Genomic DNA, 25117 nt, shown 5'->3' with positions numbered 1-25117 from the left:
GAACCTCCTTTGTGATAGGCTCGTTCCACTATATGCTTGTACGCTTCATTATAGAACGTCTTAAATCAATCCACTGGTCCGTCGCTTTTTTTCTCGGATGCTTCTTTTTGTTCTTGTTCCATTCTCTCATTCCATTTTCGCGGTTCTTCTAATTCTACAATTAAGTAATCACCTTTCTTTACTAATGCACCTGGCCGAATATTTTGGCTGACGACATACCCATTTCCTTTCGTGCTCGGACGAAGCTCTAGCAGTTCCGCTACTTTCATCACATCTCTTAGCGACCAGCCGCGCACATCCGGCATCACTGCTTCCCCGTCCGTTTTTAGCACAACCCGCTCTCCAGCGATTACTTTATCACCAGATAACGGTACATGTTCTTCAATTTGCCGCCCATTTCCAATTACAATTGGGACAAGCCCTCTTTCCTTTAGTTCTTTCACTACTTCTTCTGTAGAACGACCCGCGTAAGAACCGATTTCAATTCCTTTTGATTTTTCTTTTGACGCCTTCTTATTGGAAGAAGGCTGAATGTGCAAATATTGAAGACTATTTTTCATCACGCTAGTAAAAATATGTGAAACAGGAGCTGCCCCTGTCTCCGTATAGGATAGTTTTGGCTGCTGAACTGCGACATACATAATTAAACGCGGGTCTTCTTTCGGGGCCATTCCTAAAAAAGAGAAAATATAGTTTTCATAGCCGGTTAAATATCCTCCTCTTGGTGACGGAATTTGTGCTGTTCCTGTTTTTCCAGCAACTCGGTACCCTTCAATTTGATACGGACGCCCCGTTCCTTTCTCCGAAGTAACTACCGTTTCTAATATATCTAACACTTGTTTAGCCGTTTCTTTTGTAATTGGTTGTTCCACTACTTCTGGCTTGTTTCTTGCAATCACTTTTCCTGTATCCGGGTCAACAATACGATCGACCACATATGGCTTCATCATTTTTCCGCCGTTTGCAATCGCGGTTGCAGCTTGAATTTGTTGGATTGGTGTCACCGATGTTCCTTGACCAAATCCTGTCGTTATTCTTTCAATCGGATATTTGTAATGAATTTGCCCTACCGCTTCTCCTGGAAGGTCTATACCAGTTTTTTTGTCAAAACGGAAACGATGCAAATATTGCAAAAAGCGGTCTTCTCCTAACCTTTCTTTTACTAAAATAGAAAAAGCGACATTAGAAGAGCGTTGTACTCCTTCGTTAAACGTAATCGTTCCCCAACCTACTTTGTTATGGTCACGAATAATATTTGGTCCCACTTTATAATAGCCAGACCGATACTGTTCATTCCCGTTATACACACCTTCATTAATTGCAGCCGCAAGCGTAAAAATTTTCATTGTCGAACCAGGCTCATACGGATAGGAAATCGCATCGTTGAAATAGTTTTGTATATTGCGCTTATTTGGATCAAAACTCGGTCTTGTTCCCATTGCTAAGATCTTTCCTGTTTTCGGATCTGCAACAATCGCAATTATTTTTTTCGGCTTATATTGTTTTTCCACATCGTTCATCGCATCTTCTAAAAACGTTTGAATCTTTTGGTCGATCGTTAAATAAACATTCGCTCCATTATCCGGTGGAACGACGGTTTCTTTCGTATTTGGAAGGCGAAATCCGCTGATATCCCCGGCAAAAGATACGTAACCGTCTTTTTCACGCAAATGCTTATCTAAGCTTTTCTCAATCCCCATTTTTCCAACTGTTTCATTTTTTTTATTATTTTTTTGTACGTAACCAATTACGTACGAGGCAAAATTGCCATTTGGATAAAATCGTTTTGTATCACGAATAAACCCAATCCCTGGCAGATTTAATGCTTCAATTTTTTCTTTCAGTTCATAGCTAATATTTCGTCCATTTGCGCCAAATTCCACTTGTTTTGCATCTTTTGTTAAAATTCGTTTCACTTCATCTACATCCATCTTTAGCAATGGGGCTAATTTTTTTGCTGTTTTTTGTGGGTCAACAACATGTCTCGGATGATCAGGATCTGTCGTCATTTTTGGATCAAGGACAGCTATAACTGTATATGACGGCACATCTTGAGCAAGCACTTCGCCATTTCGGTCAAAAATGGTTCCGCGCTTTGCTTCGATCGTTCGCTTTTGTTTATACTTTTCCTCCGCCTTTGCCGCTAACACTTGGCCATCAGCAACTCCCGTTACCTGCAACTGAATAAAACGAGCCAATAACACAAAAAAGAGCAGACTGAATAAGAAAAATAATATAGCTGCTCCTTTATGTGTATTGCTATGCTTTTTCCTTTCCATCGGCGATCATTCCTGTACAACTTTTACATTATTTTCGTTTAGTGAGAGACCGAGTTCTTTCGCTTTTTGCAAAATCCGTTCATATGTGCTTAATTGTTGAACTTCAACATATAAATCATTATTTTGCTTTTTCTGTTCTTGAACCGTTTCTTGTAGCTGTTGAATTTCTTTATTTACTTGATAAATCTTCACTTGATTGGACACAATATGCACTGCTGCATACATAGCAAATACGCAAAACGATAGGAATAAAAGCTTTTCCCCTAACGTAAAGCGAATTTTTAGCTTTCGTTGCTTTCTAGTGCGCGGACGTGATGACGGACGTTGTCGTTCATGAATTTTTACTGCCGTATTATTCATTGTTTTTCCCTCCTGTCATTAGTGATTCAACATCGTTTTTTGTTCATAGCTTTTCGGCGATACGCAGCTTTGCGGAACGCGCGCGATGATTATGTTCGATCTCTTCCTCGGAAGGGACAATCGGCTTTTTCGTGATAATTTTTAATGCCGGGCGGTATTGATCAGGAATGAGCGGAAGCCCAGGAGGAAGCTGTGGGCCTTGGCTTGCTTCTTTAAAAGCCACTTTACAAATGCGGTCTTCTAATGAATGGAACGTAATAACACTAATTCTTCCACCTGATTTTAATAAATCAATCGCCTGTGTAATCGCCTCTTTGAATGCTTGCAGCTCATCATTTACGGCAATTCGTATCGCTTGAAAAATTCGTTTGGCCGGATGCCCTCCGCTTCGCCTTGCCGGCGCCGGGATAGCTTCTTTAATGATGTCAACTAATTGCCCGGTTGTTTCAATTCGCTTTTCTTTGCGAACTTCTTCAATTTTCCTCGCCACTTGCTTCGAAAATTTTTCTTCACCATAATGGAAAAAGATATGTACGAGCTCCTCATATGGCCAATGATTAACGATATCATAAGCCGTTAATGATTGCTCGCGATTCATTCGCATATCTAACGGTGCATCATGGTGATAACTAAATCCTCGTTCTGGTGTATCTAACTGCGGTGAGGACACTCCTAAGTCAAACAAAATTCCATCCACTCTATGAACTCCCCTCGCCGCTAGCTCTTCCGCAAGAAAGCGAAAATTTCTGCGAATAAACGTCACCTGTTTTTCATAACGGGCTAATCTTTTTTTCGCATACTCGATCGCCATATCATCTTGATCAAACGCAAATAGTCTTCCATCCTCTGACAGTTGTGAAAGTAAATATTCACTATGTCCTCCACCGCCAAGGGTGCAATCGACATAAATTCCATCCGGTTTTATATGGAGTCCATCTACTGCTTCCTTTAATAGCACTGTCGTATGTTGAAACACATGTTCACCACCTTTAATCACTCATTGCTGCAACATATGGTATACGAAAATAAACGTCGTGGAAAATCAGCTAGGAAAGCTTCGTTATTCATATAGAGCGATCATTTACTTATTATACTGCAAAACACAACAAAATTTTAGCTTTTTTTGTAAAAACTCGTCTTCTTCTGTTTACTTTTGTCGTATTTCGGCAGCTCACAATAAATACGAACTAATATTTGTTATTTTACTTTTATTTCCATTTTAATTTCTGTATGTCTACTATTTCATTCCGATAAAAAAAAATCCTGCATAAAACAGGACTTTTCTTTTCGACTTTTTCTTGTAAAAACTATTATATATATACAATTTTATGCATGCCGTTCCATTGGTAATTAAGATGTAAAAGTTTCTCTAAAAAATTGAACCCATATTTATTGATGTAGTAGAAAATATTCCAAATCCGCTCCTGAGGCGCTTGATTCGGCATTAACGACATTTCCACGCGAGAAAATTTTCGCAACTCCACCTCATATTTCCTTATTAATGCTCGTTGCAACGTTTGCTGAAGAAAATCGATTTGCGCTTGAAGAAGAGTTGCATTTTTCGTCAACAACCCCGCCAATCCGCGATCAATTTCCATTCCAAATTCCCGAAGCGGGCGATGAATTTCTTCGATTTCCGCTTTTGCTTTCGCAAACATTTCTTCAAGCGGATAACGAGTTTGCTGCGCTAACCATTGCTGTTTCGCTTCTTCTAGCCGTCCTTTGAAAACATCCATGATATCGATCCCGATTTCAGCTAAATCGGTTTGAATGGAGCGTTCTACAATAGTGATGTTGACACGCGGGATGACTGGCGGCATTTTGAAACCAAATATCGAAAACGCCTCTTTCAGCTCTGCCCAATATGCAATTTCTCCAGGACCAGCGACAAACGCCAATGTCGGCAACAAAAATTCTTGCATAAGCGGCCGGGTCACGACATTATTGCTTAAATGGCCAGGTTTGGTTTTAGCAAGTTGTATTAATTCATCTTTGGAGAAAACAAATTCTCCTTTTTTACTATGAAATACCTCTTTTTGTGGATCATGCTCGAGCAGCCACCGTTGTCTCCCATCATAATAAAACAAGTTTGCACAATGTGGCTGAATATCTAACGTATTTTTATATCCGAGCTGCCGAAGCTGATGCTGCTTTCGCAAAACAGCATCCGTCACCTTGCGATGGCATTCAATCAAAGCAGTAAAAAAGCTACTCTCGATTGCGCGCAACGGGACATCGGCTGCATTAAGAACAACCAATCCTTCAGAAGCAAATAGACGTAAAACGATAGAAGCAAAAAAGTCAACGAACGTTTTCGATTGGTCTAAACATTGGAATAGAAAATCAAGCAACTTATTTGTCGTTTCTGTTTCTCCATATGTTTTCACAATATTAGTAATCCAAGTGGAACAAACTTGATGATCTAATGGTACATCCGATACCATACGCTTTTCTTGCGGAATATCAGGGTAAACATATTTCTTAATTTTTCTATCTTCGGCAATGTACACGTGGTTTACTTCGGCAATATCATGGTCTTCACCAGCAATCCAAAAAAGCGGAACGACCGGCACGCCTAATTTTCTTTCTTGCTCTTTAGCAAGCTTGATGATCGAGATAATTTTATAAATCGTATAAAGCGGCCCGGTCAATAATCCGGCTTGTTGCCCGCCTACTACTACTACACTTTCAGGATGAAGCAATTTTTCAATATTGTAAAATGTTTCGGAACTCGCGTGAAATCGCTGATGATACGAACGTAAATATTCCACAAGTTCGCGGCGTGGATACGCTCTTCCTTTTATATCATCGAGCCGCCTCCAAAATACATCTTCCGCCTGAAGGGAGTAAGAAAAACCTTTTTCAATCGGAAAAGTACCATTTATGTAATCGGTTGCTAACGGTGTCGTAGCAGCCAGAGAAATTTCCCGAACTTCCATGTTTAGAAACTTCCTTTCTTATCTTATCATGTTCTTACATGAGTATAGCATTTCTTTTTTGCAAATGAAAAAACAGTTGCTCACTGTCACCCAATTTTTTTATTTATAAATTGCTAGATACTCTCACAATCATTCCGTAGACAAGCAGACTAAAATAAAGCGAGGAAAACAATAAGAAGTTCGCTCGCCAAAACAAACGAAAAACAGCGGAAAAATGAAAATCTTCTTTTTTGCGCCAATACCCGATCGAAATCAACATGTGCATGATCAGTAAAAAGAAGACAATGTGCCATAAATACGATTTTCCTGAAAGAACAGTAATCAAAAAGTGAACAGCAATAATAAAAAAAAGTGTCGAAACATTCACTGCCACATAAAACGACTTTCGTTTTCTTTTTAATAATTTGCGGGAAAAAAAGTAAACGACGAAAAATGATAATAACGGCAGCGTAACGAATGCCGCGATCAGATGCGCAAACAGCTCATTCATTTTTCGTCCCCCCTTCTTCCAACCCCTTTATGGCATAAAATAAAAATTGTGAGAGCGGCAACGTAATCCCGAGTTCTTTCCCTTTTTCTAAAACATAGCCTAAAATGGCATCAATCTCTGTTTTTCGGTTTTGGGAAATGTCCATTAACATTGATGAATAATTTTCTGCTGTCTTTTGACAAACACTCACAATATGTTCCCATGCCTTTTGTTCGTCTTCGATCGGCAACACTTGCTTAAATTCGGAAAACAACAATTTCATCATTTCATAATATGGTTTCACTTTAAGCAAATCTCCGTTTTTGATGCGTAAAAGCGCTGTCAACGGATTAATGGCTGCATTCACGATCAATTTTTTCACTAACACATTCTCCCAATTATTAGCAAATTCAAATGGAAAATCAGAGATGCTCTTTGCCGATAAATTTACAGCTTGTCCAAATGTCCCATACAAGCTTGCAAGCACAATCTTTCCAATTCCTGTATGTTCTACCGTACGATCATCATGTTTGAGTGCACCGTGCTCGACAATTCCAACAATAATATTTTTTTCCATGAGTGGAGAAAGCAACTTAATATGCCCCATCCCGTTTTGTAGAAAAACAACCGTTTTCACCTGATCAAACAGGTTTCGGTGATTGATAATCGTTGCAATATCATACTGCTTCACCGTTATAAAAACAAGATCATCGTTAATGTTCGCTTCCGCAAATGCCATGGCTTGAAGTGAAACACGCTTTGTTTCCCCGCGTTTCACAAACCGCAATCCTTCGTTCATTAATCGTTGCGCTTGTGCTGAACGTCTTGTATAAACAGTGACTTCATATTCATTACTTAAATAAGCAGCGATTAATAGACCAATGGCTCCGCCGCCAACAATTCCAATTTTCACAATTTCTTCCTCACCTTCCATCAATCCATGCTATTCCTATTTTAGCAAATAGCCAATTTATCCGCTAAGAAAAAAAGCTGACGATGGGGTCAGCTTTTACGATTTTTCCACTTTTTCTAGGACCGTGTTTCCCGAGAGTGGAGCTTTTCGTTCTTGTTCTTCTTCAAGCTCCGCCATTTTTCTTGCACGTTCCATAATGGCAAGCAATGTTTTATACTCCTCTTGAACAGCAAATAGCTGTTTTTGCAATGCTTCTTTCTCGGCTTGGAGTTTTGTAATCATTTGTTGTAATTGCTCCATGTCTTTCTTTAAAGCACGGTTTTCATCCGCTATTCTTTGCGAATCATGCGCCTTTTGCCCATGTGTTTGCAAAAATGTGATGACATCAGACCACGTCAAGCTTTTGTCTGTTATTTCCTCTTTCCTTTTTCGTTCTCTTTCTTCACTAGCCGCAGCCTCTTTTTTTCTCTCCTTTCTCTGTTTTTTCGCTAGTTCAATTTCTTCTTTATACTGCTTTCGAACATAGGAATTCCATCGAAAGCCGCATGCAGCTGCGGTGCGTGACAAAAGCTGTCCTACTTCTTCAAAAGCCTGAAGCTGCGTACCTCCTTCGCGAATATAGCGCAATACGACTTCTGCCAATAGCAAATCTTCGTCTTGCGTCCACGCATCCTGACGTACACTTGTCATCTTCTTCCCCCTCTATAGCTGCTTTTTTACTATATTTATGCAGCTAATAGAAAAGATAGAAGGGAGAAAATTATGATTTATTTAAAAAAGATTGGATAGCTCTTTTATGTTCTTCTGACCCCCATAATTCGGAACAACGGCGGATTTCCGCAAAAAATCTCATCCGAAATTCATCGCTTTTCCACTTTTCTGCAGCTGCCATTTTATATGCACGCAATACAGAAACTGATTGTGATAAATAAGGGGCAAGCAGCTCGCGGCATTCTTCCCGCAAATTGTTTCCTGGCAGCACCGCGTGTATCCATCCATACTCGTACATTTTTTCTGCGCTTATTCTTTCTGCACGCAAAAGTATATCAAGCGCTTGAGTGTACGGAAGTTTTTCAAAAAGCATTGTCGCTCCGCCCCACCCAGTCGTTATTCCAAGTTTTCCTTGAATAAAGCCGATTTTACTTCCAGATTTCGCATAGCGGAAATCACATGCTGATGCTAACTCACAACCGCCGCCAATAGCAGTGCCGTTAATGAGCGCGACAGTTGGTTTAGACAACGTAAGCAATGAATACAAAATCGTCCCCATTTTTTCTAACATTTGTTTTGCATTTTCTGTCGTATGTAAATGTTGAAATTTGCTTAAATCCCCTCCTGAACAAAACGCTTCATCACCTGTTCCCGTAATGACAAGCATTTTCACATCATCATTTTTTTCTACCATCGCAATCGTTTCTTCCAGCTTGTCCATTACTTCAAAATTGATCGCGTTTCGTTTTTCAGGGCGGTGAATAGCAAACCAAACAATCCCATTACTGTCATATTCCACTATAGCTACTTTCATATTTTTCCGTTTCCTCCTTTCCTTAAAATCAATTGGGCATCGGGCGGGCATTTTCCTGCTTATTTTCATAGCTAAAAATAAAAAACAACAAGCACAAGTACTTTCCTTCCTTGTGCTTGTTGTTAAAGATAATTATTTGTTAACAACTTCTCTTCCTTTGTAAGTTCCGCAAGATTTGCATACGCGATGAGCTAATTTCATTTCACCGCAATTTGGGCATTCTACCATGCCTGGCACTTGCAATTTAAAGTGAGTGCGGCGCAATCTTTTTCTTGTTTTTGATGTTCTTCTAAAAGGTACTGCCATGCTTCCCACCTCCTTATCAGCATGTCGAAGTATCAAAAGCCCGGATCATCCCGGCTACTTCGCTTACTCTTTTTTGTCTTTATCAAAAAACTTCGCTAATGCAGCAAGACGAGGATCGATTTTCTGTTTGGCCTGTTCTTCTGCCATCGCTTCCCAACGTTCTTCTTTAATGACTTCCCAGCCTTCTCCAGACTGCGGAGCCCCGTCCTGCACCGTTTCTTCTTCCGCAAATATTTGCAACGGAATTTCCAAAAGAATAAGTTCTTTGATAATCGGTAACAAATCTACTGTTTCGTCTTTCACTAGATGCGTATCTTCATCTGTCGATACTACATCATAATCATTCATAAAAAATGTTTCCGTCGTTTCGATCGAAAATGGATACGAAACGTCGACCAACGTCCGCGAACAAGGCAGTACCATCGTTCCCGACACTTGCAAGTGAAACGTAAATTTTGTCGAACCGATATCTGCCCTTCCCTGTACATGCACAGGCGAAATATCGCGGATCAGTTTATCAATCTCTTTTAAATCAGAGACATCAACATATTCATCAATAACGATTTCTTTATGATGAAACTGATGAAGCTGATGGACTGTCCATTTCATAAAAAATCACCTCAAGACAACAAAGAAAATTATACGTTTCGTTTTCCTATTTGTCAATATTTTTTCTTTACAGTATAATTGTTGTCAGTTTATATACAATTTATCACTCTTTTGAAAAAAACAACTAAACAGCAGGGAGAGCAAAATGAAAGCGGTCGGAATCATTGTCGAATATAATCCGTTTCATAACGGGCATTTATATCACTTAGAAGAAACCAAAAAACAAACTGGAGCAGATTGCATTATTGCCGTCATGAGCGGAAATTTTCTGCAGCGCGGAGAACCTGCGCTTGTATCAAAATGGGCGCGAACAAAAATGGCATTGTCAGCCGGGGTAGATATTGTCATTGAGCTGCCGTATGCATTTGCGGTTCAATCTGCTGAACGATTTGCCAGCGGCGCGGTTACATTGCTTCATTCCTTATTTTGTGAAGAAATTTGCTTCGGAAGCGAAAATGGAAATATAACCGCATTTATCGATGCGGCAAAAACGTTTTTAGAGCAAAAACAGCAGCATGACAGTTATGTGCAAGAAGCGCTTCAGGAAGGGGTAAGCTATCCGCGGGCGAACGCAGAAGCCTGGAAACGATTGAACGCCACTAACCTTGATTTATCTAAGCCGAACAATGTGCTCGGTCTTGCGTATGTCAAAGCGATTTTACAAAAACAAATTCCGATCACTCCTCGTACGATTCGCCGCATCGCTTCCGATTATCATGACAAAACGTTCTCTCATCCATCGATCGCTAGCGCGACAAGCTTAAGAAAAGCGCTTAAAGGGTCGCTTGCACATTTAGAAACCATCGCCCCGTATATTCCAGGCACTACAAAACAAACACTCGAGCAATATTATGATACATACGGCATGTTTCATGAATGGGAAGCCTATTTTCCGTTTTTAAAGTATCGCATCATGACAGCGGAAGAGGCGGAGCTGCGCCAAATTGCCGGCGTTGACGAAGGTATCGAACACCGCTTAAAGCAGGAAATTGTTGCTGCCCCGACGTTTTCCGCTTTTATGAACTCGATCAAAACAAAACGATATACGTGGACGAGGCTGCAACGAATATGCACTCATATTTTAACGAATTTTACAAAAGACCAGCGAAAAAAAACAGAAACGCCGACATATATTCGTTTGCTTGGAATGAGCAGCAACGGGCGCCGCTATCTACAACATGTAAAAAAACATCTGCCGCTTCCGCTCGTTACAAAAGTGTCAAATTTAAAACATGACCCGATTTACCAGCAAGAAAAAAAGGCGTCTTTTGCTTATGCCGCAATATTTCCTGAACCTGCTCGCACCAATGTGCTGAAAGAGGAGTACGCTACTCCTCCTCTTTTGCAATAACAGCCGCTTTACGATGGTTATTTTAAATTTTCTAAATAACGAATCGCATCATCAAACGTATCGACCGGAACAATTTTCATTTTTGTTCCGATTTTTTTTGCCGTTTTCACTGCTTCTCGATAGTTCGAATCTGCTGCCCCATTTTCGTTTGGTGCAAAGAAAATTTCTGCTCCCTCCCGATCAGCAGCAACAATTTTTTGCGAGATGCCGCCGATCGGTCCGACTTCGCCATTCATATTAATCGTACCTGTACCGGCAATTTTATGCCCTTTCGTAATATCTTCTTCGACAAGTTGATTATAAATTTCTAACGAAAACATTAATCCTGCTGATGGCCCGCCGATTTGTTCCGAATCAATGCGGACTGGCGGGTTTGTTGCAATGTCATAATCGGTAGTAAGCGAAACCCCTATACCTATTTGTTTTGGATTATGCGCAAATGGCATTAATGTAAGAGTTGCCTCTTTTTCCTTTTTACCGCGCACAAATGTAATATGAACTTTATCTCCCTTTTTCTTTGTACGAATATATTGCACCATTTGTTCCGATGTATCCATCCTTTTTCCATCTATTTTAATAATGCGATCGCCAACTTTTAATTGCCCCTCTGCCGGCATATGTGGAAGCACACTCATCACGTATACGCCTTTTGCTTTATAAGAAACTGGTTTCCCCGCTTTTTTATAGGCAACAGCAATCGCTGCCTCTTTTGACTGCTCCATAAGCTGAAGCTGACGCATTGTATATTCCTCATCTGTTTCCCCTTCTTGTTTTATTTCTTCTAACGGATATAGTTCATAAAAGGAGCGAACATGTGCAAGAAAATAGGAAATAGCATTCGCCCGTCCCATTTTCACCGTTGTTAGCATAAACGTTCCTTCATCATCATCCCCATGCTCCACATGAACAAGCGGCTTTAAGTCTTGCGCAGTTCCAGGCATCGTAACGTAATAAGGAAATTTAATAAAAATAAGCAGCAATGCTACGATGACGCCAAAGAAAAATGCAACCACATACATTCGTTTTTTCATCAGCGTGAATGCTCCTTCCAGTTTTGAATTGCTTGGCGGATTTCTGGCACATATTTGCGTGTTTCCTGTTCCCCGATAGCAATAATTTCCTGTGCATGAGTAAATGCTCGCGAGCTATATTGCTCTACGTGCGGCCGAATCATCACATCGGAGGCAAGTTGACGATGGCGGACAAGCTCGTCTTGCAGAATATCAATGCTTTGTAAAATCACATCAAATATCGACGTAATTTCTCCGTCCACTTTCACATGGGAAACATCGACTGCAATAACAATATCCGCACCCATTTCTCGGACAACGGAAACGGGAACGCGATCAACAACTCCTCCATCTACAAGCAATCGCCCGTCTACCCTTTCAGGGACAAAAATACCGGGAATGGAAATGCTGGCTCGTACGGCGCGGGCAACATCCCCTTGGCGAAACACCACTTTTTGACCTGTCTGTAAATCCGTCGCTACAATTGCCACCGGGATGGACAGTTCCTCAATTTTTTTCCCTTTTGTGAGAAGCCGAATAAATTCGGTAATTCGCTTTCCAGCAATTAGCCCCATTTTTGGAATTGTAAAATCGATGTAGTCATTTCGACGAAACGACTTTGCTAACTTATATAAACGCTCAAGACCGAGATCGCTAGCATATAGAGCAGCGACAAGCGCCCCGATGCTGCTTCCGGCTATGTAGGAAATTGGGATTTTCTCCTCTTCCAATACTTTCAGTACTCCAAGATGCGCGAAACCTCTCGCCCCTCCAGAACCTAGCGCTAACCCAATTTTCGGAAACACCGTTTCTCTCCTCTCTACATGACCACCTTGTTTCATCTTATGGTCTAAAACTCCCCCCTATACTCGTATATTAAACTATATGAGGTTGTACACGTAATATGGTGTTAAAAAGGGGAGAGAGGATGTGTCGTTACCAGGAGGCAGAACAGATATGAAACCAAAAGCAAAAACCGTCTTTCTCGCTTCAACGGTTACTTTATTTGCACTGTCATTAATTTGCTACCCTCAGCAATCATTAGAAGCATCCATCCGCGGTTTAAATATGTGGTGGGAAGTCGTTTTTCCATCACTATTACCTTTTTTTATCGTTTCTGAATTATTGATTAGCTTCGGTGTCGTTAATTTGCTTGGAGTTTTGTTAGAACCGCTTATGCGGCCGCTTTTTAGAGTTCCTGGCGTCGGCGGTTTCGTTTGGGCAATGGGAATGGCTTCCGGCTATCCATCAGGAGCAAAACTAACTGCACGGCTTTATCAAGAAAAACAAATTTCTACGATCGAAGCAGAACGGTTAGCCTCATTTACTAATTCATCCAACCCATTGTTTATTTTTGGCGCGGTGTCGGTCGGATTTTTTCACAATCCAAATCTTGGCATTATTTTAGCACTTTCCCACTATATAGGAAACATTTGTGTAGGAATGATTATGAGATTCCATGGAAAATCACAAGAAAAAGGAAAGCAAAAACGATCGAAGCATTCGTTTTCTTTTCCTTACGCATTCCGAGTGCTTCATGAAACCCGTCTAAAAAACGAACAGCCGCTTGGAAAATTGTTAGGAGACGCCGTTCGGTCTTCTGTACAAACATTGTTGATGATCGGTGGGTTTATTATTCTCTTTTCTGTCATTAATAAGCTGCTTTACATGATGCATATTACGGAATATATATCCTTTATTTTCCAGTATATTCTTCACTTATTTCAACTTCCAAAAGAACTAAGCATCCCGATGATTTCCGGTCTATTTGAAATTACGCTCGGCAGTCAGATGATTAGCCAAACCGATAAAGCCGAACTGTTGGAAAAAGCCATTGCAACAAGCTTTATTCTTGCTTTTGGCGGATTTTCCGTGCAAGCACAAGTAGCAAGCATCCTCGCTGAAGCAAACATCCGCTTTAAACCATTTTTTATCGCCAGAATCATGCATGGATGTTTTGCCGCATGTTTTACATATATACTATGGAAACCGCTCTACGTCCACCCAGCCGATGGAAATATGCGCGTTATTCCAACATTTTTGATAGAACGCTCACCAAGCTGGATCAACCATTATTGGGAGCTGTTGCATCAATTCGGACCAATCATTACGATCGTCTTTTTATGTCTATATATATGGCTTACTGCTGCTCAATGGCAAAAAAAGGTCATAGAATAAAGACAAAATAAAATTAGGCTGACTTAAAAGAAGCTTCTTTTAAGTCAGCTTTCATTACGTTCGTTAGAAGTAAGGGAAGCAAATTTTTTTCTCAGCGCTTCCTCTACAACAGGTGGCACTAAGTCGGAAATATTGCCATTATACTTTGCTACCTCTTTGACAATACTGGAACTTAAAAAAGCGTATTGGCTATTTGTCATCATAAAAAACGTCTCAATATTTTCATCAAGAACACGGTTCATCGACGTGATTTGCATTTCATATTCAAAGTCGGACACAGCCCGCAAACCACGCAAAATCGCACTCGCATTTTTACTGCGCGCATAATCGACAAGCAGGCCGTGAAACGATTCAACAATCACATTTGGAAACGGCCGCGTCACTTCCCGCAACAGTTCTATCCGCTCCTCAACAGAAAATAACGGCTTCTTTGAAGAATTATTAAGTACCGCTACATACACTTGATCAAACACTTTTGCCCCTCGCCTAATAATATCTAAATGCCCATATGTAACCGGATCAAAGCTTCCTGGGCAAACCGCAATGCTCGCCATGCCCTATTCTCCTTTCTGCACATCCATGTACCGGTAGATTGAAACCGCGGTAATTCCATATACTTCATGCTTCCACTTTACAAGACGACCAACTTGTTCGGCAAGATGTGTTTCGGCAGAGTGTTCCACAACGACAGCACCATCTTTTTCAAGAAGCTCATGTTCATCAATAAACGAAAGGATTGACTCCAATTTTTGTTCTTTATATGGAGGATCAAGAAAAATCAAATGAAAACGAAGCCCGCGTTTTATAATTGCCCTCAACGCTCTTTCTGCATCATTCCGATATATTTCTGCCTGTTCTAACAGTCGACACGTTGCAACATTTTTTTTGACGGTTTGCACCGCTTTTGCGTCATGGTCTACAAAAATGACTCGGTCAAGCCCGCGGCTTAATGCTTCAATTCCAAGACCGCCGCTGCCACTAAACAAGTCAAGGCCCATCCCGCCGGAAAAATACGGACCAATCATATTAAATATCGCTTCTTTCACTTTATCTGTCGTCGGTCTTGTTGATATTCCTGGAACCGCTTGCAGACGTCTACCTTTACATTTTCCTGAAATTACCCTCATTGCTTTCACCACATTTTGACACAATTTCGCAACATTATCGTATCATAAACTTTATTATAGTAAAACAGCTGAAAATTTCATAGTAACATGTATATAAAATTAGCAAACCGGCCATAATGAGTAATGGCAACATCCATGCGGATGTTGTTGCCAACCACGGAGAAGACTTACGTTTCCCCATAAGTTCTTCCTCCGGTTTCTCCTCTCCCTTTTCTTTTCCTTTAGTTTACTTGTTCCTTCCGATGCGCAAGGGGCAAGTAAACGTAAAGGACCCCTGCAGATCATAGGCTGCAGGGTTTTTTTTTATTTTTCCATTTGAAATTTTGTTAAACAATGATTAAAGTTATGTATGGACAAACATAGTAAGGGGGATATAGATGATTCAGCGTTTTATAGAGCTAGGGGAAGGTTATTCAGATATATACGAACTAATTGAACTCGCCAGAGCAAATCGGCATCGTTTGTCTGGACTTTTTGCTTTTCATACGGTGAAAAACGGCCGTCCGGTGACATCGTGTGTTGTCGTTTTGCATCCAACAGATCCAGGGGATTTTCAACCGTTGTATATTTGCCGGGAAGGAATTCCAAATCCGCGTGTGAAACCAAATAAGCGATACGATTTATTTGCCCAACTAGCGAAAGAACTAGGAATGGAGATTATTCATTTAGAAGTGAAGCCTTCGACATTTTTTGCTGAATTAGATTTATACTATCAACACTTAATTGGCATTATGCGGATGAACCGTTTTATCCCTCCGCTCCAATAGTGGCGATAAAAATAAAAATTGGCTGACTTTCCAAAGAAAATCAGCCTTTTTTTACTCCGCCGAATATCCTAATGGATAAGAGGAGTCTTTTTCTTTTTCCCCTTTTGATTCGAATTCTAGCTTTAAAAATGGTCGATAAGACGGTTCGACCCGCTTTACAAACGGCAAGGAAGCAAGCTTTTTCATCATTTCATCGACTTGCTCCATATCACAATATAAAACCGCATATTTTAACCGTTTCGAAACATAATGAATATTGCCAAATTTGCGCAGATGTTTGCTATGCTTTAATGAATGCAACCAGACAATAATCCCTTGGCGTTTTGGAAACATACCACCATTCCCCTTTTATATACTATGTGCGGCAGCCGCAGCTTCCCCCTGCTCCGCATCCTCCCGAACAGCTGATGGACAAAAAATACGGGTTCCCTGTCGGCACTTTAATTTGATCTGATACCGCTTTGCCAATTAACACGCTAATCTCATCTAACAGTTGTTGCATGGCATTTTCCGCCTTTTTAAACGCAGCAATCGTCTCATGAAAATCAAGTTCACGTTTTATTTCACGCACTTCTTTCATCACGCTATGATAATCGGGATGATATTTTCCAAAGCGCTGTACTTCCTCATAGCGCTCTTTTGCCTTTGTAAAACGAGCGATAATATCTTGAGCAACACGATCTTGTTTCAGTCGTTGAAAACATTGGCGGTATTCTTCTGCCAATTCCGATTGTACAATCATTTTTGCTAATGCTTCTGCTTTATCTAAAATCTCGAGACGCTCGAGAGTTGCAATGATCACGTTTTGGCACCTCCAATGTAATGATACCATGAGATGAATCAGAAAGGAAAGTAATGAAGTTGCGCATTAAAAAAAGTCTGACTTGCTCGTCAGACCTTTTTCTAAGAGATCGTTACTGTAAATTCTTGTGACAACCCGGTTATTTTCCCGTCATTATGCACAAGTTCAAGACGTATCACATGTTTTCCGGTCGGTAATCCTCGCAACATAAATGCCGCTGTATATACTTCATCTATTTTTTGTCCATTTATATATACGTTTATGTGTCCCCCATTCGTTCCTTTTCGAAACGGAAAATCAGCGACAATACACTCAATCAATACATCTTTCCCTTTCACAACATGCTTGACTTGAAATGATTTATTCTCCTGATTAGTCATAGCAAACGCAACATTTGGGATATTTGTTTCTGGCGCCGGTTTATCGTTTCCGCACGCTCCTAAAACGACGAAAAGAAATAAAAGCAAAATAACGAGCTGCTTTTGCAAAGACATCACTCCCCTTTAGGAAGTAGTCTTTGCTTTTTTGCAAAAATTAATCACGCATCGCTTGAAACATATGAAGCATTAATGAAACCATTTGCAAGGAATTAGCGATTTTCTCCACTTTATGTGGAATCGTCTGCTCATAATAATGAAGCGCCTCAAGTTCAAATGATGGCAGCTTATGTGGGTAGCGGGAAAGAAGGCGATACCAGCGCGGCTCTTTGCGAATAAAAGATTGCAGCATTTTTTTCGTTCGAATATATTGTATAACCTCTTTTCTCATTGGCACCCCCTCTAGTCTTTACGAAATGAAAACGGATGTTCATCTTTCGTTATCCCCATATGCTGCTTTTCATTTCCTTGAAATTGAGTAATAATGTTTTGGATTGCGTCAATCGCTTGTTGAACACTCGCGAGATGTTTTTGTACCTCATTAGCATCCATATTTTGTATTACATTTGCAATTTTTTCAATCCATCTATTACTACTTTTTTCCCTGCGTTTTATTGGCTCTTGATTTTGTTTATAGGCTTCCCAAATTTCATCATCCTCACCAAATAAATACCAATCTTCATAAAACTCTTTCCACGTTTTTTGACCATTGCGCACTTCTTGAATTATTTTCGGATGCTTTTTCACAAACTGTTTAAATTTCTCCACCGAAGGATGTAGATGCTTTTCCATTGAATACCTACTCCCCTCATCGACTCACGCCTATCTACCATATACTATTGCCTATATATGATTTACGTGCGCCCATTTTTTCTTTACATCGACAAAATCGCTATTTTATTTCCATAACCTTAAAAAATCTTGAGTATAATAATCACCAGAAACACCTACACCAAGGTAGGTAAATTGTTCGCTTAATAATGTTTCTCGATGGCTTTTGCTGTTTAGCCATCCTTCCACCGCCTCAATACCATCCATATGATGTGCGGCAATATTTTCTCCCGCCATTTCAAATTTAATATTTGCAGCCAATAGCCGATCTTTTAAATCACCATTTTTTGGAGATTTATGAGAGAAAAAGTGATGATCTTTCATATCTTTACTATGCATATAGGCAACTTTTGCTGCTTCCTCATGCCAACGAAGTGGCTTAACACGATAACGTTGGCGAATAACGTTTGTAATATCAAAAATTTGTTTTTCATTCGCTATTTCCACTTCTCGTTGTTGTTTGGAAGATAAAGGGGCTGAATTAGGTAAACTGCCACGGTAAACAAGCTCATATGGCCTCATTTTTACGAATACTTCCCCAGTCATAAGCCGAATGCTCGAAATCTTTCCGGTAAAACGATCTACATATAATTGCGCGTAGACGTTGCCAACTTTGACAATCGGCCGAGAGGCGTAATCTTGTTCTGACAGCTCAAAACGATACATTCCTGTTCTCAATTTTATTTCAACATTGGATAAAACAGGCATCGTCTTAAACACTTCTTGAAGGGGCTGACCGATGTAAAATGGTTTTACATTCACATTCTCTCCGCATACAAATGCCGTAACAACACGCCCATCCATCATTCCAATTTGAAAGTATGTGCTTGCGCTCCGATTATAGATCCACCATTCATAATCATAAGCGGAAGCATCAATTCGTGTCGGCGAGCCGAATTTCTTTTTTACATCTCTTTCTGTTTTTCCAATCATTGAAAGCATGCCGCTTTCGACTTTCGGTTCTTTTACCATATAGTCTTTCGGCTCTGTTTCTTGAGGCGGGCTAAGCGGTGGTGTACTTGGCGCAAAATAATAAAATCCAATGATTAGCAATAACACAAGAAAAAACCATTTCACACGGCAACTCTCGCTTTCCGAAAAAAGATATTCTATTGCCATTATAGCCGTTTTTCTATGGCAACAAAACGTAAAAAAAGAATTCCCCTGCTTTCCAGGGGAATTTCGTATACCAGACATTTATTCAATAAAATAATGAATGGAGGACAAAAATTTATCATAAATTGAAAATATCGCAAAATGATGAACAATTGATTGAAAGTCGTCATCTTTCATACTATTATAAATGAAGGGGCATTTTTCTTTTCCGTATACTAGGCTTTGTCGATAGGAGGAATAGATATGAAATTTGAAAATACTGGTATCGAAAACCAAACAGCGGAGCTTTCCCGTTTAGATGATCTAATGGAAAAATTTAAATTTATTAGAGCTTCTCAATGGGACTATGAACGGGTTACATACGATCGGAAATTTCAAATAAAGGGGGATATTTACTATCTTCGTGTTCAAGGATACGCCATTGAGGGAGACGTTGATTCCCGCTATGCACTCATTAAGTTACTTCCTCCAATTTTAGGAAAATATTATTATCCTCATGGCGTAGAATACGGCGACGATGAACATTTCCCTTCTTCATTGGTAAATCAATGCCAAACCATTTTATCACAAATAAAAGAAGAACTTGACAAAATTCAAGACTAATCCGAAATGCGAAAAAAAAAAACGCATGAGGGAAATCTCATGCGTTTTTTCATTACATAGCCAAATGTTTTACAACAACATGTACCTTATCGACAGTAAACGGCGTCATTGCCTCAATTTCCTCTGTAATATGTTTTTGCAATTGCTCACATAATGAAATAATCGGTACTCCCCGCTTTATTACTATCAGCGCTGTAACTGTACAGAGGCAATCTTCCTCAATGGCCACATGGACTTCGCAATCATCAATAACAATGTCGTTTAAGTCTTTCAAACACATCATAACAATAGTCAATAAGGTCGCTTGCGTTGCACTCAACTTTCGGAATCGGACGATCGTTTTCATCCCCCTCTCCCTCTTTATTAGCTTCATACGAACAATAATGTGTTTTATATGTATACGTGTTTTATCCACCTTTGTTTACTATAAGAAAAACCCGACAAATTTCGTGTCGGGTTTTAAAAACCTAAAATAGCTTTAATCATTGATGTTGTTTCCCCGCCTTTATAAAATACGTAGAGAAGCAAATATACGATGACACCGGTCGCAGCTGTAAAAAACCAAATAACGCTTGTAATCGGTCCGAGCCGCTTATGACGGGCGCGATGGTCTTTTAAACCAGTCCAAAGCGTGACAATGCCAAAAATTGCTCCAACCGTAGCCAAAATAATATGAAACACAAGAAAGATCGTATAATACACTTTCAAACTGTCAGGGCCGCCAAAACTCGTGTTCCCGATAAAAATCGTTCGCGATAGGTAAATAATAAAAAACAATAAAGCGAACACCGCTGCACTTAACATTGTCTTTTTATGGGCATCAATGTTTCTCCTCAGTATTAAATACCATCCATACGCCACTAACGCTGCGCTAATGACAATACAGCTCGTGCTAATGGTCGGTAAAATTGGCAATGAATACTCCATATCCAATTCCTTTCTATGTTTTATTGATTATTAAAACATTTCGATAAAACATTACGACTCAGAAGGTTGTGGGGATGCAACAGTTTCCAATTTTTCTTTTTCCTGCTCTTTTCGGTACCATTCCCTAAAGGCGAAAAAGAGCATTATGCCATAAATAATTTCTTGAATAATTTTCATTAATATCCCGCCAAGCTGCTGATCGTAAAGAAGCGGAACAGAAAAGAACATCTCTGGTCCTGTTAAATCGAGAGAAGCTAATGTCCCAGCGGGAACGCAAAGAGCAAGCGACTTCATCCACATTTGCGGATCGTAATAAGTCGCATATAGCGGTTTTCCAGCAAAAATAATTAAGGCACACGCCGGAGTTAATAAAGCGCCGTCTGCAAAAATGTAGCCTATCTTCTTGAGACCGCTGAGAGACTGCCAGCCCGGCATTTTATTAAGAAGAGGCCACCACATCATCCATGCAGCGACAAAAATCATCGTGGTAATTACCGCATGATAAAGCGCATTGCTGTTCGCTAAATCAAAAATAAATGGAACGTGATAAAATGAGAACAAGCTATTAAATAAAACAACCGCAATAAGCGGCTTTGTCAAAAACGTTACTGCCGCCTTTAATGGCCGAATTTCGAAAAGTCGCTCAAACAGCCAATTTGGTATTCCTAAAATAAGTAATGGTGGAGCCATAAAACTTAATATTGCCATTTGTATCATATGTGCGCTAAAAATCAAATGACCGAGCAAATCAACCGGCGAACCGAAAGAAATATAAAGCAACATGATCCCTGCGAGAAAATATGCTTTCTGCTTGCGCGTCGGTGGTCCTTCCTTTGTAAAACGAGTTCTCCAAGGCCCAACAATCATAAAATAAAGACACGTAATCAACAACAAAAACGCAAGGAAATAAGGACTCCATAACGCGACAAAACCAAACATGCTTAGCGATGCCATTTTCATATCACCTCAATTCTTTCTCTTTTCATTATACTACACTCCTATCGTTTGTCTATTGTTAAGCGCTATCAATTAACCTGTTTGCATCATACGAATTATGAAAAACTTATTTTTTCCGTTTAGCTTCGCAAATTTCTACTTCTATTGATTCTTCTCGCTTTGGACGGTGACAGTGCATCTATTCTATAATTTTTTTGATAATACTAATAAATAAAATTATTCTTAATTTATTGACTATTTAATTTATTTTTATTAATCTTATAACTAGAGGGAGTGTCAATATGACATGATTCCACGCAACGACGGAACCAGGAGATCCATGCGATTTACAGTTTGCCATCAGAGAATACGCTTTTGAATCAGGAAGCTTTGTCATCAGCGTGGCTGGTTTGTTAAGAGAACAAGACTTTGAACCTCAATATAAGCATTTTATTGATAGCCCAGAAATGGATTTCAGTTGGGCGGTAGGCGGAGCCGCTATCGTTAATCCATTTGGTGAATACATCGCCGGACCGGTTTATAACGAAGATACGATTGTTTACGCGGATTGCCATGCGAATGAGATCAAGGCGGCAAAAGTGGTGTTTGACGGATTGGGGCATTATTCCAGACCAGATGCGGTTCAGTTATTGCTGCATGATCATGAACAAAGAAATCTTCTCCGCAGCTCAAAAGGACTTTCCTACCAAGATTTGAAAAATATTTCCGAAAGCACAGAAGTGCCGCTTGAAAAACTAGAAAAAGTTCTTGAGAAGATTGAAGCAAAATTGAGTCAAAACTAGTTTAAAAAAGGAAATCAGCGAAAGCTGATTTCCTTTTTTATTACCACCAAATAATTGTCGCAAACGCCCAAATGGTCACAAAGGCAACAAGTATACCGCCATACATGAAGAGTGCTGGCATTTCATGGCCTTTATGGCTCATATGCATAAAATAATACAATTGGAACAACACTTGCACCACAGCAAGAAGAAGAATAAATGGAACGGAAAACCAAGGCGAAAATTTATCATAACCAACCGCGGCAAATGCGATTAATGTGAACAAAATCATTAATACAAAGGAAATAACTTGATGCTTCATATCCTCCGCGTTTTTTTTGCGGCGATATGCTAAATCAACGCGCTCATTTCCAGAATTTGCTTGATTCACCATATATTCACCCCACCATTCCCATTAGGTATACAACGGTAAAAATGAATACCCATACGACGTCAATAAAGTGCCAGTAAAGACTCGCCACATAAAACTTTGGCGCGTTGTAAAGGTTCAAACCACGCTTCGCGTTGCGGATCATAAGCGTTAAAATCCACGATAAACCAAATGCAACGTGGCTTCCATGCAGACCGACTAGCGTATAAAAGGCAGATGAGAAGGCACTTGTTGAAAACTTAAGGCCTTTATGCACATATTCATAAAACTCGTAAATTTCTAATCCTAAGAAGCAGAGACCTAACAATACAGTGATGCCAAACCAAAGCATCATTTTCTTAAAGTCGAAGTTTTTCATGTGATAGATGGCGTAAACGCTTGTTAAACTGCTTGTCAATAAAAGCATTGTAGCGACAAACACGAGCGGCATTTGAAACAATTCCTGCGATGTCGGTCCCCCAGCCGTTTTATCTCTAAGCGCTATGAAAGTGCCAAAGAGGGAGGCGAAAAGAACGGTCTCTCCCCCTAAGAAAACCCAAAGTCCTAAAAATTTATTTTTCCCTTCGATGGTGGCTCTTTCAGGGGATGCGGGGAATGTTTCCGCCGTTAATTTTTCTTCAACATGCATTATGCCTTAACCCCCTTTTTCTCTGCTTCGATAACTTCGTCTTTATGAATGTGGTAACCATGGTCGTCAATGATAGAACGTAAGCACATAGAACCAAAGGTAATCACTAATCCAAGAATTCCTACCGGCAACCCCCAAGAGTAATCGTTATGATACATGAAACCAAATGAAGCGATAAACAGCCCAAGTGAAATGACAAACGGCAGGAATGAAGGATTCGGCATATGGATGTCTCCAAGCGGTTCTGCCGGTGTCAAGCCTTTTTTCCCTTCCATTTTCTCTAGCCAGTAAGCATCTAAACCGCGAACAAGCGGAATTTGCGCAAAGTTGTATTCAGGTGCTGGCGAAGAAACCGCCCACTCAAGCGTACGCCCGAGTCCCCAAGCATCCGCTTCAGCTTTTTCTCCTTTGATCGTCGTGATCACAATATTGATTAAAAGAACGATAACACCTGCCGCCATCAAAAAGGCACCAATTGTACTAATCAAGTTTCCAGTTTCCAAACCTTGGCCCGGCAAGAATGTAAATACGCGGCGAGGCATACCCATTAAGCCAAGGAAGTGTTGGATAAAGAATGTTAAATGGAATCCGGTAAAGAATAACACAAATGTCAACTTACCAAGCTTTTCACTTAGCATTTTACCAAACATTTTTGGCCACCAATAATGTGTGCCGCCTAATAAAGCCAGCACTACCCCGCCAACAATGACATAGTGGAAGTGAGCAACGATGAAGTAGCTGTCATGATATTGATAGTCAGCCGGCGCTACTGCCTGCATAACCCCGGTTACTCCGCCGATAACGAAAGAAGGAATAAATCCAATAGCATATAACATCGGCGTTGTAACGCGGATGCTTCCACCCCACATTGTAAATAGCCAGTTAAAGATTTTAATACCTGTCGGGACAGCAATTGCCATTGTCGCAACCGCAAAAATTGCGTTCGCAACTGGTCCCATGCCAACTGTAAACATATGGTGCGCCCATACCATGAATCCTAAAAAGCCGATTAATACAATCGCAAATACCATGGAAGAATATCCAAATAAGCGTTTCTTAGAGAAAGTGGAGATAATTTCAGAAAAAATACCGAACGATGGTAGTATCAAGAGATATACTTCCGGGTGACCGAAAATCCAGAATAAGTGTTCATAAATAATCGTGTTACCGCCTAATGCCGCATTAAAGAAGTTGCCGCCAAATAAACGGTCCATCATTAGTAGAAGCAATCCAGCCGTTAACGGCGGGAACGCAAATAAGATTAACGCAGAAGCAACGAATGTTGCCCACGTAAACAACGGCATACGCATGTATGTCATGCCTGGAGCACGCATCGTAATGATAGTTACTATGAAGTTAATCCCACTGATTAATGTACCGAACCCGGAAACTTGCAAACCTAATACGTAAAAGTCAATTCCGTGTCCTGGTGATTCCAATGATAACGAAGCGTAAGACGTCCATCCTGCATCAGGCGCTCCGCCTAAAAACCAAGAACAGTTTAGAAAAAGCCCCCCGAAGAAGAATAGCCAAAAACCTAATGCGTTTAAAAACGGAAACGCAACGTCGCGCGCACCGATCTGAATTGGAACAATCGCATTCATCAATGCGAATAATAACGGTGTTGCTGCCAAGAAAATCATGGTCGTACCATGCATCGTAAGCATTTCATTATAAAGACCCGCGTTAACAAAATCGTTGTTAGGCACCGCAAGCTGAATACGAATAATCAGTGCCTCGATACCACCCATGATAAAGAAAATACCACCAGCAATTAAGTAAAGGATCGCAATTTTTTTATGGTCGACCGTTGTCAGGTAGTCCCATATTATGCTCTTTTTCCGAGCTGCTGTACTCACGGATTTAAACCTCCTTTTTGTAGAAATCCCGC

At 40.2% G+C, this 25117-nt stretch carries 31 protein-coding genes; 5 read left to right on the top strand and 26 right to left on the bottom strand.

What is annotated here, in order from left to right; all coding sequences use genetic code 11:
• Nucleotides 1-65: 65 nt before the first annotated feature.
• From B9L23_RS05875 to B9L23_RS05830, 10 genes are all read right to left on the bottom strand, one after another.
• Entirely contained in the window at nucleotides 66-2279 is a 2214-nt protein-coding gene (locus B9L23_RS05875; RefSeq protein ID WP_089097041.1) for a penicillin-binding protein, read from the bottom strand.
• Between the two features lie 6 nt (nucleotides 2280-2285).
• On the bottom strand, nucleotides 2286-2639 hold the full coding sequence (ftsL, locus tag B9L23_RS05870) for a cell division protein FtsL (RefSeq protein ID WP_015863349.1): 354 nt from the start codon (nucleotides 2637-2639) through the stop codon (nucleotides 2286-2288).
• A gap of 43 nt (nucleotides 2640-2682) precedes the next feature.
• On the bottom strand, nucleotides 2683-3615 hold the full coding sequence (rsmH, locus tag B9L23_RS05865) for a 16S rRNA (cytosine(1402)-N(4))-methyltransferase RsmH (protein WP_081189430.1): 933 nt from the start codon (nucleotides 3613-3615) through the stop codon (nucleotides 2683-2685).
• Between the two features lie 334 nt (nucleotides 3616-3949).
• Nucleotides 3950-5578 carry a bacillithiol biosynthesis cysteine-adding enzyme BshC gene (gene bshC, locus B9L23_RS05860; RefSeq protein ID WP_081189431.1) on the bottom strand — a complete coding sequence of 543 codons (1629 nt, stop codon included), beginning with the start codon at nucleotides 5576-5578 and terminating at the stop codon, nucleotides 3950-3952.
• A 103-nt stretch (nucleotides 5579-5681) separates the two neighbouring features.
• Nucleotides 5682-6068 (bottom strand): DUF3397 domain-containing protein, encoded by a 387-nt coding sequence (locus B9L23_RS05855; protein ID WP_062753499.1) that lies wholly within the window; start codon nucleotides 6066-6068, stop codon nucleotides 5682-5684.
• Nucleotides 6061-6960 (bottom strand): 2-dehydropantoate 2-reductase, encoded by a 900-nt coding sequence (locus tag B9L23_RS05850; RefSeq protein WP_081189437.1) that lies wholly within the window; start codon nucleotides 6958-6960, stop codon nucleotides 6061-6063. Before B9L23_RS05850 ends, B9L23_RS05855 begins: the two co-directional genes overlap by 8 nt.
• Before the next feature lie 96 nt (nucleotides 6961-7056).
• Entirely contained in the window at nucleotides 7057-7650 is a 594-nt protein-coding gene (locus tag B9L23_RS05845) for an RsfA family transcriptional regulator (RefSeq protein ID WP_089097040.1), read from the bottom strand.
• A gap of 70 nt (nucleotides 7651-7720) precedes the next feature.
• Nucleotides 7721-8485, bottom strand: coding sequence for an enoyl-CoA hydratase/isomerase family protein (locus B9L23_RS05840; protein ID WP_089097039.1), 765 nt, complete (start codon nucleotides 8483-8485; stop codon nucleotides 7721-7723).
• A gap of 132 nt (nucleotides 8486-8617) precedes the next feature.
• Nucleotides 8618-8791, bottom strand: a complete 174-nt coding sequence (gene rpmF / locus B9L23_RS05835; protein ID WP_003251950.1) for a 50S ribosomal protein L32 — start codon at nucleotides 8789-8791, stop codon at nucleotides 8618-8620.
• 63 nt (nucleotides 8792-8854) lie between these two features.
• Nucleotides 8855-9400, bottom strand: coding sequence for a YceD family protein (locus B9L23_RS05830; protein WP_062753505.1), 546 nt, complete (start codon nucleotides 9398-9400; stop codon nucleotides 8855-8857).
• Nucleotides 9401-9545: 145 nt separating this feature from the next.
• Between B9L23_RS05830 and B9L23_RS05825 the strand changes: the two genes are divergently transcribed.
• The gene (locus tag B9L23_RS05825; protein ID WP_062678276.1) at nucleotides 9546-10751 is read left to right on the top strand and encodes a nucleotidyltransferase; all 1206 of its coding nucleotides are present in this window, start codon (nucleotides 9546-9548) and stop codon (nucleotides 10749-10751) included.
• A gap of 17 nt (nucleotides 10752-10768) precedes the next feature.
• Here the strand turns inward: B9L23_RS05825 and B9L23_RS05820 are convergent, their stop codons facing one another.
• Complete coding sequence (locus tag B9L23_RS05820; protein WP_089097038.1) at nucleotides 10769-11782, bottom strand: SepM family pheromone-processing serine protease; 1014 nt, start codon at nucleotides 11780-11782, stop codon at nucleotides 10769-10771.
• The gene (locus tag B9L23_RS05815) at nucleotides 11782-12567 is read right to left on the bottom strand and encodes a patatin-like phospholipase family protein (RefSeq protein ID WP_081189433.1); all 786 of its coding nucleotides are present in this window, start codon (nucleotides 12565-12567) and stop codon (nucleotides 11782-11784) included. Before B9L23_RS05815 ends, B9L23_RS05820 begins: the two co-directional genes overlap by 1 nt.
• A gap of 151 nt (nucleotides 12568-12718) precedes the next feature.
• On the opposite strand from B9L23_RS05815, the gene ylbJ reads away from it, so the two are divergent.
• Nucleotides 12719-13939, top strand: coding sequence for a sporulation integral membrane protein YlbJ (ylbJ, locus tag B9L23_RS05810; RefSeq protein WP_089097037.1), 1221 nt, complete (start codon nucleotides 12719-12721; stop codon nucleotides 13937-13939).
• Nucleotides 13940-13983: 44 nt separating this feature from the next.
• Here the strand turns inward: ylbJ and coaD are convergent, their stop codons facing one another.
• Nucleotides 13984-14493 carry a pantetheine-phosphate adenylyltransferase gene (gene coaD / locus B9L23_RS05805; RefSeq protein WP_015863337.1) on the bottom strand — a complete coding sequence of 170 codons (510 nt, stop codon included), beginning with the start codon at nucleotides 14491-14493 and terminating at the stop codon, nucleotides 13984-13986.
• A 3-nt stretch (nucleotides 14494-14496) separates the two neighbouring features.
• Complete coding sequence (rsmD, locus tag B9L23_RS05800) at nucleotides 14497-15066, bottom strand: 16S rRNA (guanine(966)-N(2))-methyltransferase RsmD (RefSeq protein ID WP_062678279.1); 570 nt, start codon at nucleotides 15064-15066, stop codon at nucleotides 14497-14499.
• Nucleotides 15067-15443: 377 nt separating this feature from the next.
• Here rsmD and B9L23_RS05795 point away from each other — a divergent pair, with 377 nt between their 5' ends.
• On the top strand, nucleotides 15444-15833 hold the full coding sequence (locus B9L23_RS05795; protein ID WP_015863335.1) for a DUF7147 family protein: 390 nt from the start codon (nucleotides 15444-15446) through the stop codon (nucleotides 15831-15833).
• Nucleotides 15834-15884: 51 nt separating this feature from the next.
• On the opposite strand, the gene B9L23_RS05790 is transcribed toward B9L23_RS05795, so the two are convergent.
• The 6 genes from B9L23_RS05790 to B9L23_RS05765 form a co-directional block, all read right to left on the bottom strand.
• Nucleotides 15885-16166, bottom strand: coding sequence for a YlbG family protein (locus B9L23_RS05790; RefSeq protein WP_062753515.1), 282 nt, complete (start codon nucleotides 16164-16166; stop codon nucleotides 15885-15887).
• A gap of 22 nt (nucleotides 16167-16188) precedes the next feature.
• Nucleotides 16189-16635, bottom strand: coding sequence for a YlbF/YmcA family competence regulator (locus B9L23_RS05785; RefSeq protein ID WP_015863333.1), 447 nt, complete (start codon nucleotides 16633-16635; stop codon nucleotides 16189-16191).
• 101 nt (nucleotides 16636-16736) lie between these two features.
• Complete coding sequence (locus B9L23_RS05780; protein ID WP_062753517.1) at nucleotides 16737-17129, bottom strand: hypothetical protein; 393 nt, start codon at nucleotides 17127-17129, stop codon at nucleotides 16737-16739.
• A 40-nt stretch (nucleotides 17130-17169) separates the two neighbouring features.
• Nucleotides 17170-17403, bottom strand: a complete 234-nt coding sequence (locus tag B9L23_RS05775) for a YlbE-like family protein (protein WP_015863331.1) — start codon at nucleotides 17401-17403, stop codon at nucleotides 17170-17172.
• Nucleotides 17404-17414: 11 nt separating this feature from the next.
• Nucleotides 17415-17804: a YlbD family protein gene (locus B9L23_RS05770; protein ID WP_089097036.1), complete on the bottom strand. Its 390-nt coding sequence runs from the start codon at nucleotides 17802-17804 to the stop codon at nucleotides 17415-17417.
• 105 nt (nucleotides 17805-17909) lie between these two features.
• Nucleotides 17910-18920, bottom strand: coding sequence for a CAP domain-containing protein (locus B9L23_RS05765; protein WP_062753634.1), 1011 nt, complete (start codon nucleotides 18918-18920; stop codon nucleotides 17910-17912).
• A gap of 282 nt (nucleotides 18921-19202) precedes the next feature.
• Between B9L23_RS05765 and B9L23_RS05760 the strand changes: the two genes are divergently transcribed.
• Complete coding sequence (locus B9L23_RS05760) at nucleotides 19203-19562, top strand: YugN family protein (RefSeq protein ID WP_015863328.1); 360 nt, start codon at nucleotides 19203-19205, stop codon at nucleotides 19560-19562.
• A 52-nt stretch (nucleotides 19563-19614) separates the two neighbouring features.
• On the opposite strand, the gene B9L23_RS05755 is transcribed toward B9L23_RS05760, so the two are convergent.
• From B9L23_RS05755 to ctaG, 3 genes are all read right to left on the bottom strand, one after another.
• On the bottom strand, nucleotides 19615-19908 hold the full coding sequence (locus B9L23_RS05755) for an Asp23/Gls24 family envelope stress response protein (protein ID WP_081189435.1): 294 nt from the start codon (nucleotides 19906-19908) through the stop codon (nucleotides 19615-19617).
• A 113-nt stretch (nucleotides 19909-20021) separates the two neighbouring features.
• The gene (locus tag B9L23_RS05750; protein WP_062753520.1) at nucleotides 20022-20489 is read right to left on the bottom strand and encodes a DUF420 domain-containing protein; all 468 of its coding nucleotides are present in this window, start codon (nucleotides 20487-20489) and stop codon (nucleotides 20022-20024) included.
• A gap of 51 nt (nucleotides 20490-20540) precedes the next feature.
• Nucleotides 20541-21443: a cytochrome c oxidase assembly factor CtaG gene (ctaG, locus tag B9L23_RS05745; protein WP_015863325.1), complete on the bottom strand. Its 903-nt coding sequence runs from the start codon at nucleotides 21441-21443 to the stop codon at nucleotides 20541-20543.
• A gap of 341 nt (nucleotides 21444-21784) precedes the next feature.
• Here ctaG and B9L23_RS05740 point away from each other — a divergent pair, with 341 nt between their 5' ends.
• Entirely contained in the window at nucleotides 21785-22228 is a 444-nt protein-coding gene (locus B9L23_RS05740) for a nitrilase-related carbon-nitrogen hydrolase (protein ID WP_121910042.1), read from the top strand.
• Between the two features lie 40 nt (nucleotides 22229-22268).
• Here the strand turns inward: B9L23_RS05740 and ctaF are convergent, their stop codons facing one another.
• From ctaF to ctaD, 3 genes are read right to left on the bottom strand one after another with little or no spacing between them, the layout of a single operon-like run.
• Complete coding sequence (ctaF, locus tag B9L23_RS05735) at nucleotides 22269-22601, bottom strand: cytochrome c oxidase subunit IVB (RefSeq protein WP_089097035.1); 333 nt, start codon at nucleotides 22599-22601, stop codon at nucleotides 22269-22271.
• 4 nt (nucleotides 22602-22605) lie between these two features.
• The gene (locus tag B9L23_RS05730) at nucleotides 22606-23226 is read right to left on the bottom strand and encodes a cytochrome (ubi)quinol oxidase subunit III (RefSeq protein WP_089097034.1); all 621 of its coding nucleotides are present in this window, start codon (nucleotides 23224-23226) and stop codon (nucleotides 22606-22608) included.
• Nucleotides 23226-25085, bottom strand: coding sequence for a cytochrome c oxidase subunit I (gene ctaD, locus B9L23_RS05725; protein WP_089097033.1), 1860 nt, complete (start codon nucleotides 25083-25085; stop codon nucleotides 23226-23228). Before ctaD ends, B9L23_RS05730 begins: the two co-directional genes overlap by 1 nt.
• Nucleotides 25086-25117: the final 32 nt, after the last annotated feature.

Source organism: Parageobacillus galactosidasius (genome assembly GCF_002217735.1).
Classification (GTDB): domain Bacteria; phylum Bacillota; class Bacilli; order Bacillales; family Anoxybacillaceae; genus Parageobacillus_B; species Parageobacillus_B toebii.
Note: the sequence above shows the minus strand (reverse complement) of the source record. Positions and strands in the feature narration are given on the sequence as shown.

Excerpts from the sequence above, each read along its gene's own strand:
- coaD (WP_015863337.1), bottom strand. The coding sequence starts at position 14,493 with ATGGCGAGCATTGCGGTTTGCCCAGGAAGCTTTGATCCGGTTACATAT.
- B9L23_RS05840 (WP_089097039.1), bottom strand. The coding sequence starts at position 8,485 with ATGAAAGTAGCTATAGTGGAATATGACAGTAATGGGATTGTTTGGTTT.
- B9L23_RS05875 (WP_089097041.1), bottom strand. The coding sequence starts at position 2,279 with ATGGAAAGGAAAAAGCATAGCAATACACATAAAGGAGCAGCTATATTA.
- B9L23_RS05845 (WP_089097040.1), bottom strand. The coding sequence starts at position 7,650 with ATGACAAGTGTACGTCAGGATGCGTGGACGCAAGACGAAGATTTGCTA.
- rpmF (WP_003251950.1), bottom strand. The coding sequence starts at position 8,791 with ATGGCAGTACCTTTTAGAAGAACATCAAAAACAAGAAAAAGATTGCGC.
- B9L23_RS05755 (WP_081189435.1), bottom strand. The coding sequence starts at position 19,908 with ATGAAAACGATCGTCCGATTCCGAAAGTTGAGTGCAACGCAAGCGACC.
- ctaF (WP_089097035.1), bottom strand. The coding sequence starts at position 22,601 with ATGGTGAATCAAGCAAATTCTGGAAATGAGCGCGTTGATTTAGCATAT.
- B9L23_RS05775 (WP_015863331.1), bottom strand. The coding sequence starts at position 17,403 with ATGAGAAAAGAGGTTATACAATATATTCGAACGAAAAAAATGCTGCAA.
- B9L23_RS05795 (WP_015863335.1), top strand. The coding sequence starts at position 15,444 with ATGATTCAGCGTTTTATAGAGCTAGGGGAAGGTTATTCAGATATATAC.
- B9L23_RS05780 (WP_062753517.1), bottom strand. The coding sequence starts at position 17,129 with ATGTCTTTGCAAAAGCAGCTCGTTATTTTGCTTTTATTTCTTTTCGTC.
- bshC (WP_081189431.1), bottom strand. The coding sequence starts at position 5,578 with ATGGAAGTTCGGGAAATTTCTCTGGCTGCTACGACACCGTTAGCAACC.
- B9L23_RS05825 (WP_062678276.1), top strand. The coding sequence starts at position 9,546 with ATGAAAGCGGTCGGAATCATTGTCGAATATAATCCGTTTCATAACGGG.
- rsmD (WP_062678279.1), bottom strand. The coding sequence starts at position 15,066 with ATGAGGGTAATTTCAGGAAAATGTAAAGGTAGACGTCTGCAAGCGGTT.
- B9L23_RS05750 (WP_062753520.1), bottom strand. The coding sequence starts at position 20,489 with ATGGAGTATTCATTGCCAATTTTACCGACCATTAGCACGAGCTGTATT.
- B9L23_RS05790 (WP_062753515.1), bottom strand. The coding sequence starts at position 16,166 with ATGTTTCCAAAACGCCAAGGGATTATTGTCTGGTTGCATTCATTAAAG.
- B9L23_RS05820 (WP_089097038.1), bottom strand. The coding sequence starts at position 11,782 with ATGAAAAAACGAATGTATGTGGTTGCATTTTTCTTTGGCGTCATCGTA.
- ftsL (WP_015863349.1), bottom strand. The coding sequence starts at position 2,639 with ATGAATAATACGGCAGTAAAAATTCATGAACGACAACGTCCGTCATCA.
- B9L23_RS05760 (WP_015863328.1), top strand. The coding sequence starts at position 19,203 with ATGAAATTTGAAAATACTGGTATCGAAAACCAAACAGCGGAGCTTTCC.
- ctaG (WP_015863325.1), bottom strand. The coding sequence starts at position 21,443 with ATGGCATCGCTAAGCATGTTTGGTTTTGTCGCGTTATGGAGTCCTTAT.
- B9L23_RS05770 (WP_089097036.1), bottom strand. The coding sequence starts at position 17,804 with ATGGAAAAGCATCTACATCCTTCGGTGGAGAAATTTAAACAGTTTGTG.
- B9L23_RS05855 (WP_062753499.1), bottom strand. The coding sequence starts at position 6,068 with ATGAATGAGCTGTTTGCGCATCTGATCGCGGCATTCGTTACGCTGCCG.
- ylbJ (WP_089097037.1), top strand. The coding sequence starts at position 12,719 with ATGAAACCAAAAGCAAAAACCGTCTTTCTCGCTTCAACGGTTACTTTA.
- B9L23_RS05730 (WP_089097034.1), bottom strand. The coding sequence starts at position 23,226 with ATGCATGTTGAAGAAAAATTAACGGCGGAAACATTCCCCGCATCCCCT.
- B9L23_RS05830 (WP_062753505.1), bottom strand. The coding sequence starts at position 9,400 with ATGAAATGGACAGTCCATCAGCTTCATCAGTTTCATCATAAAGAAATC.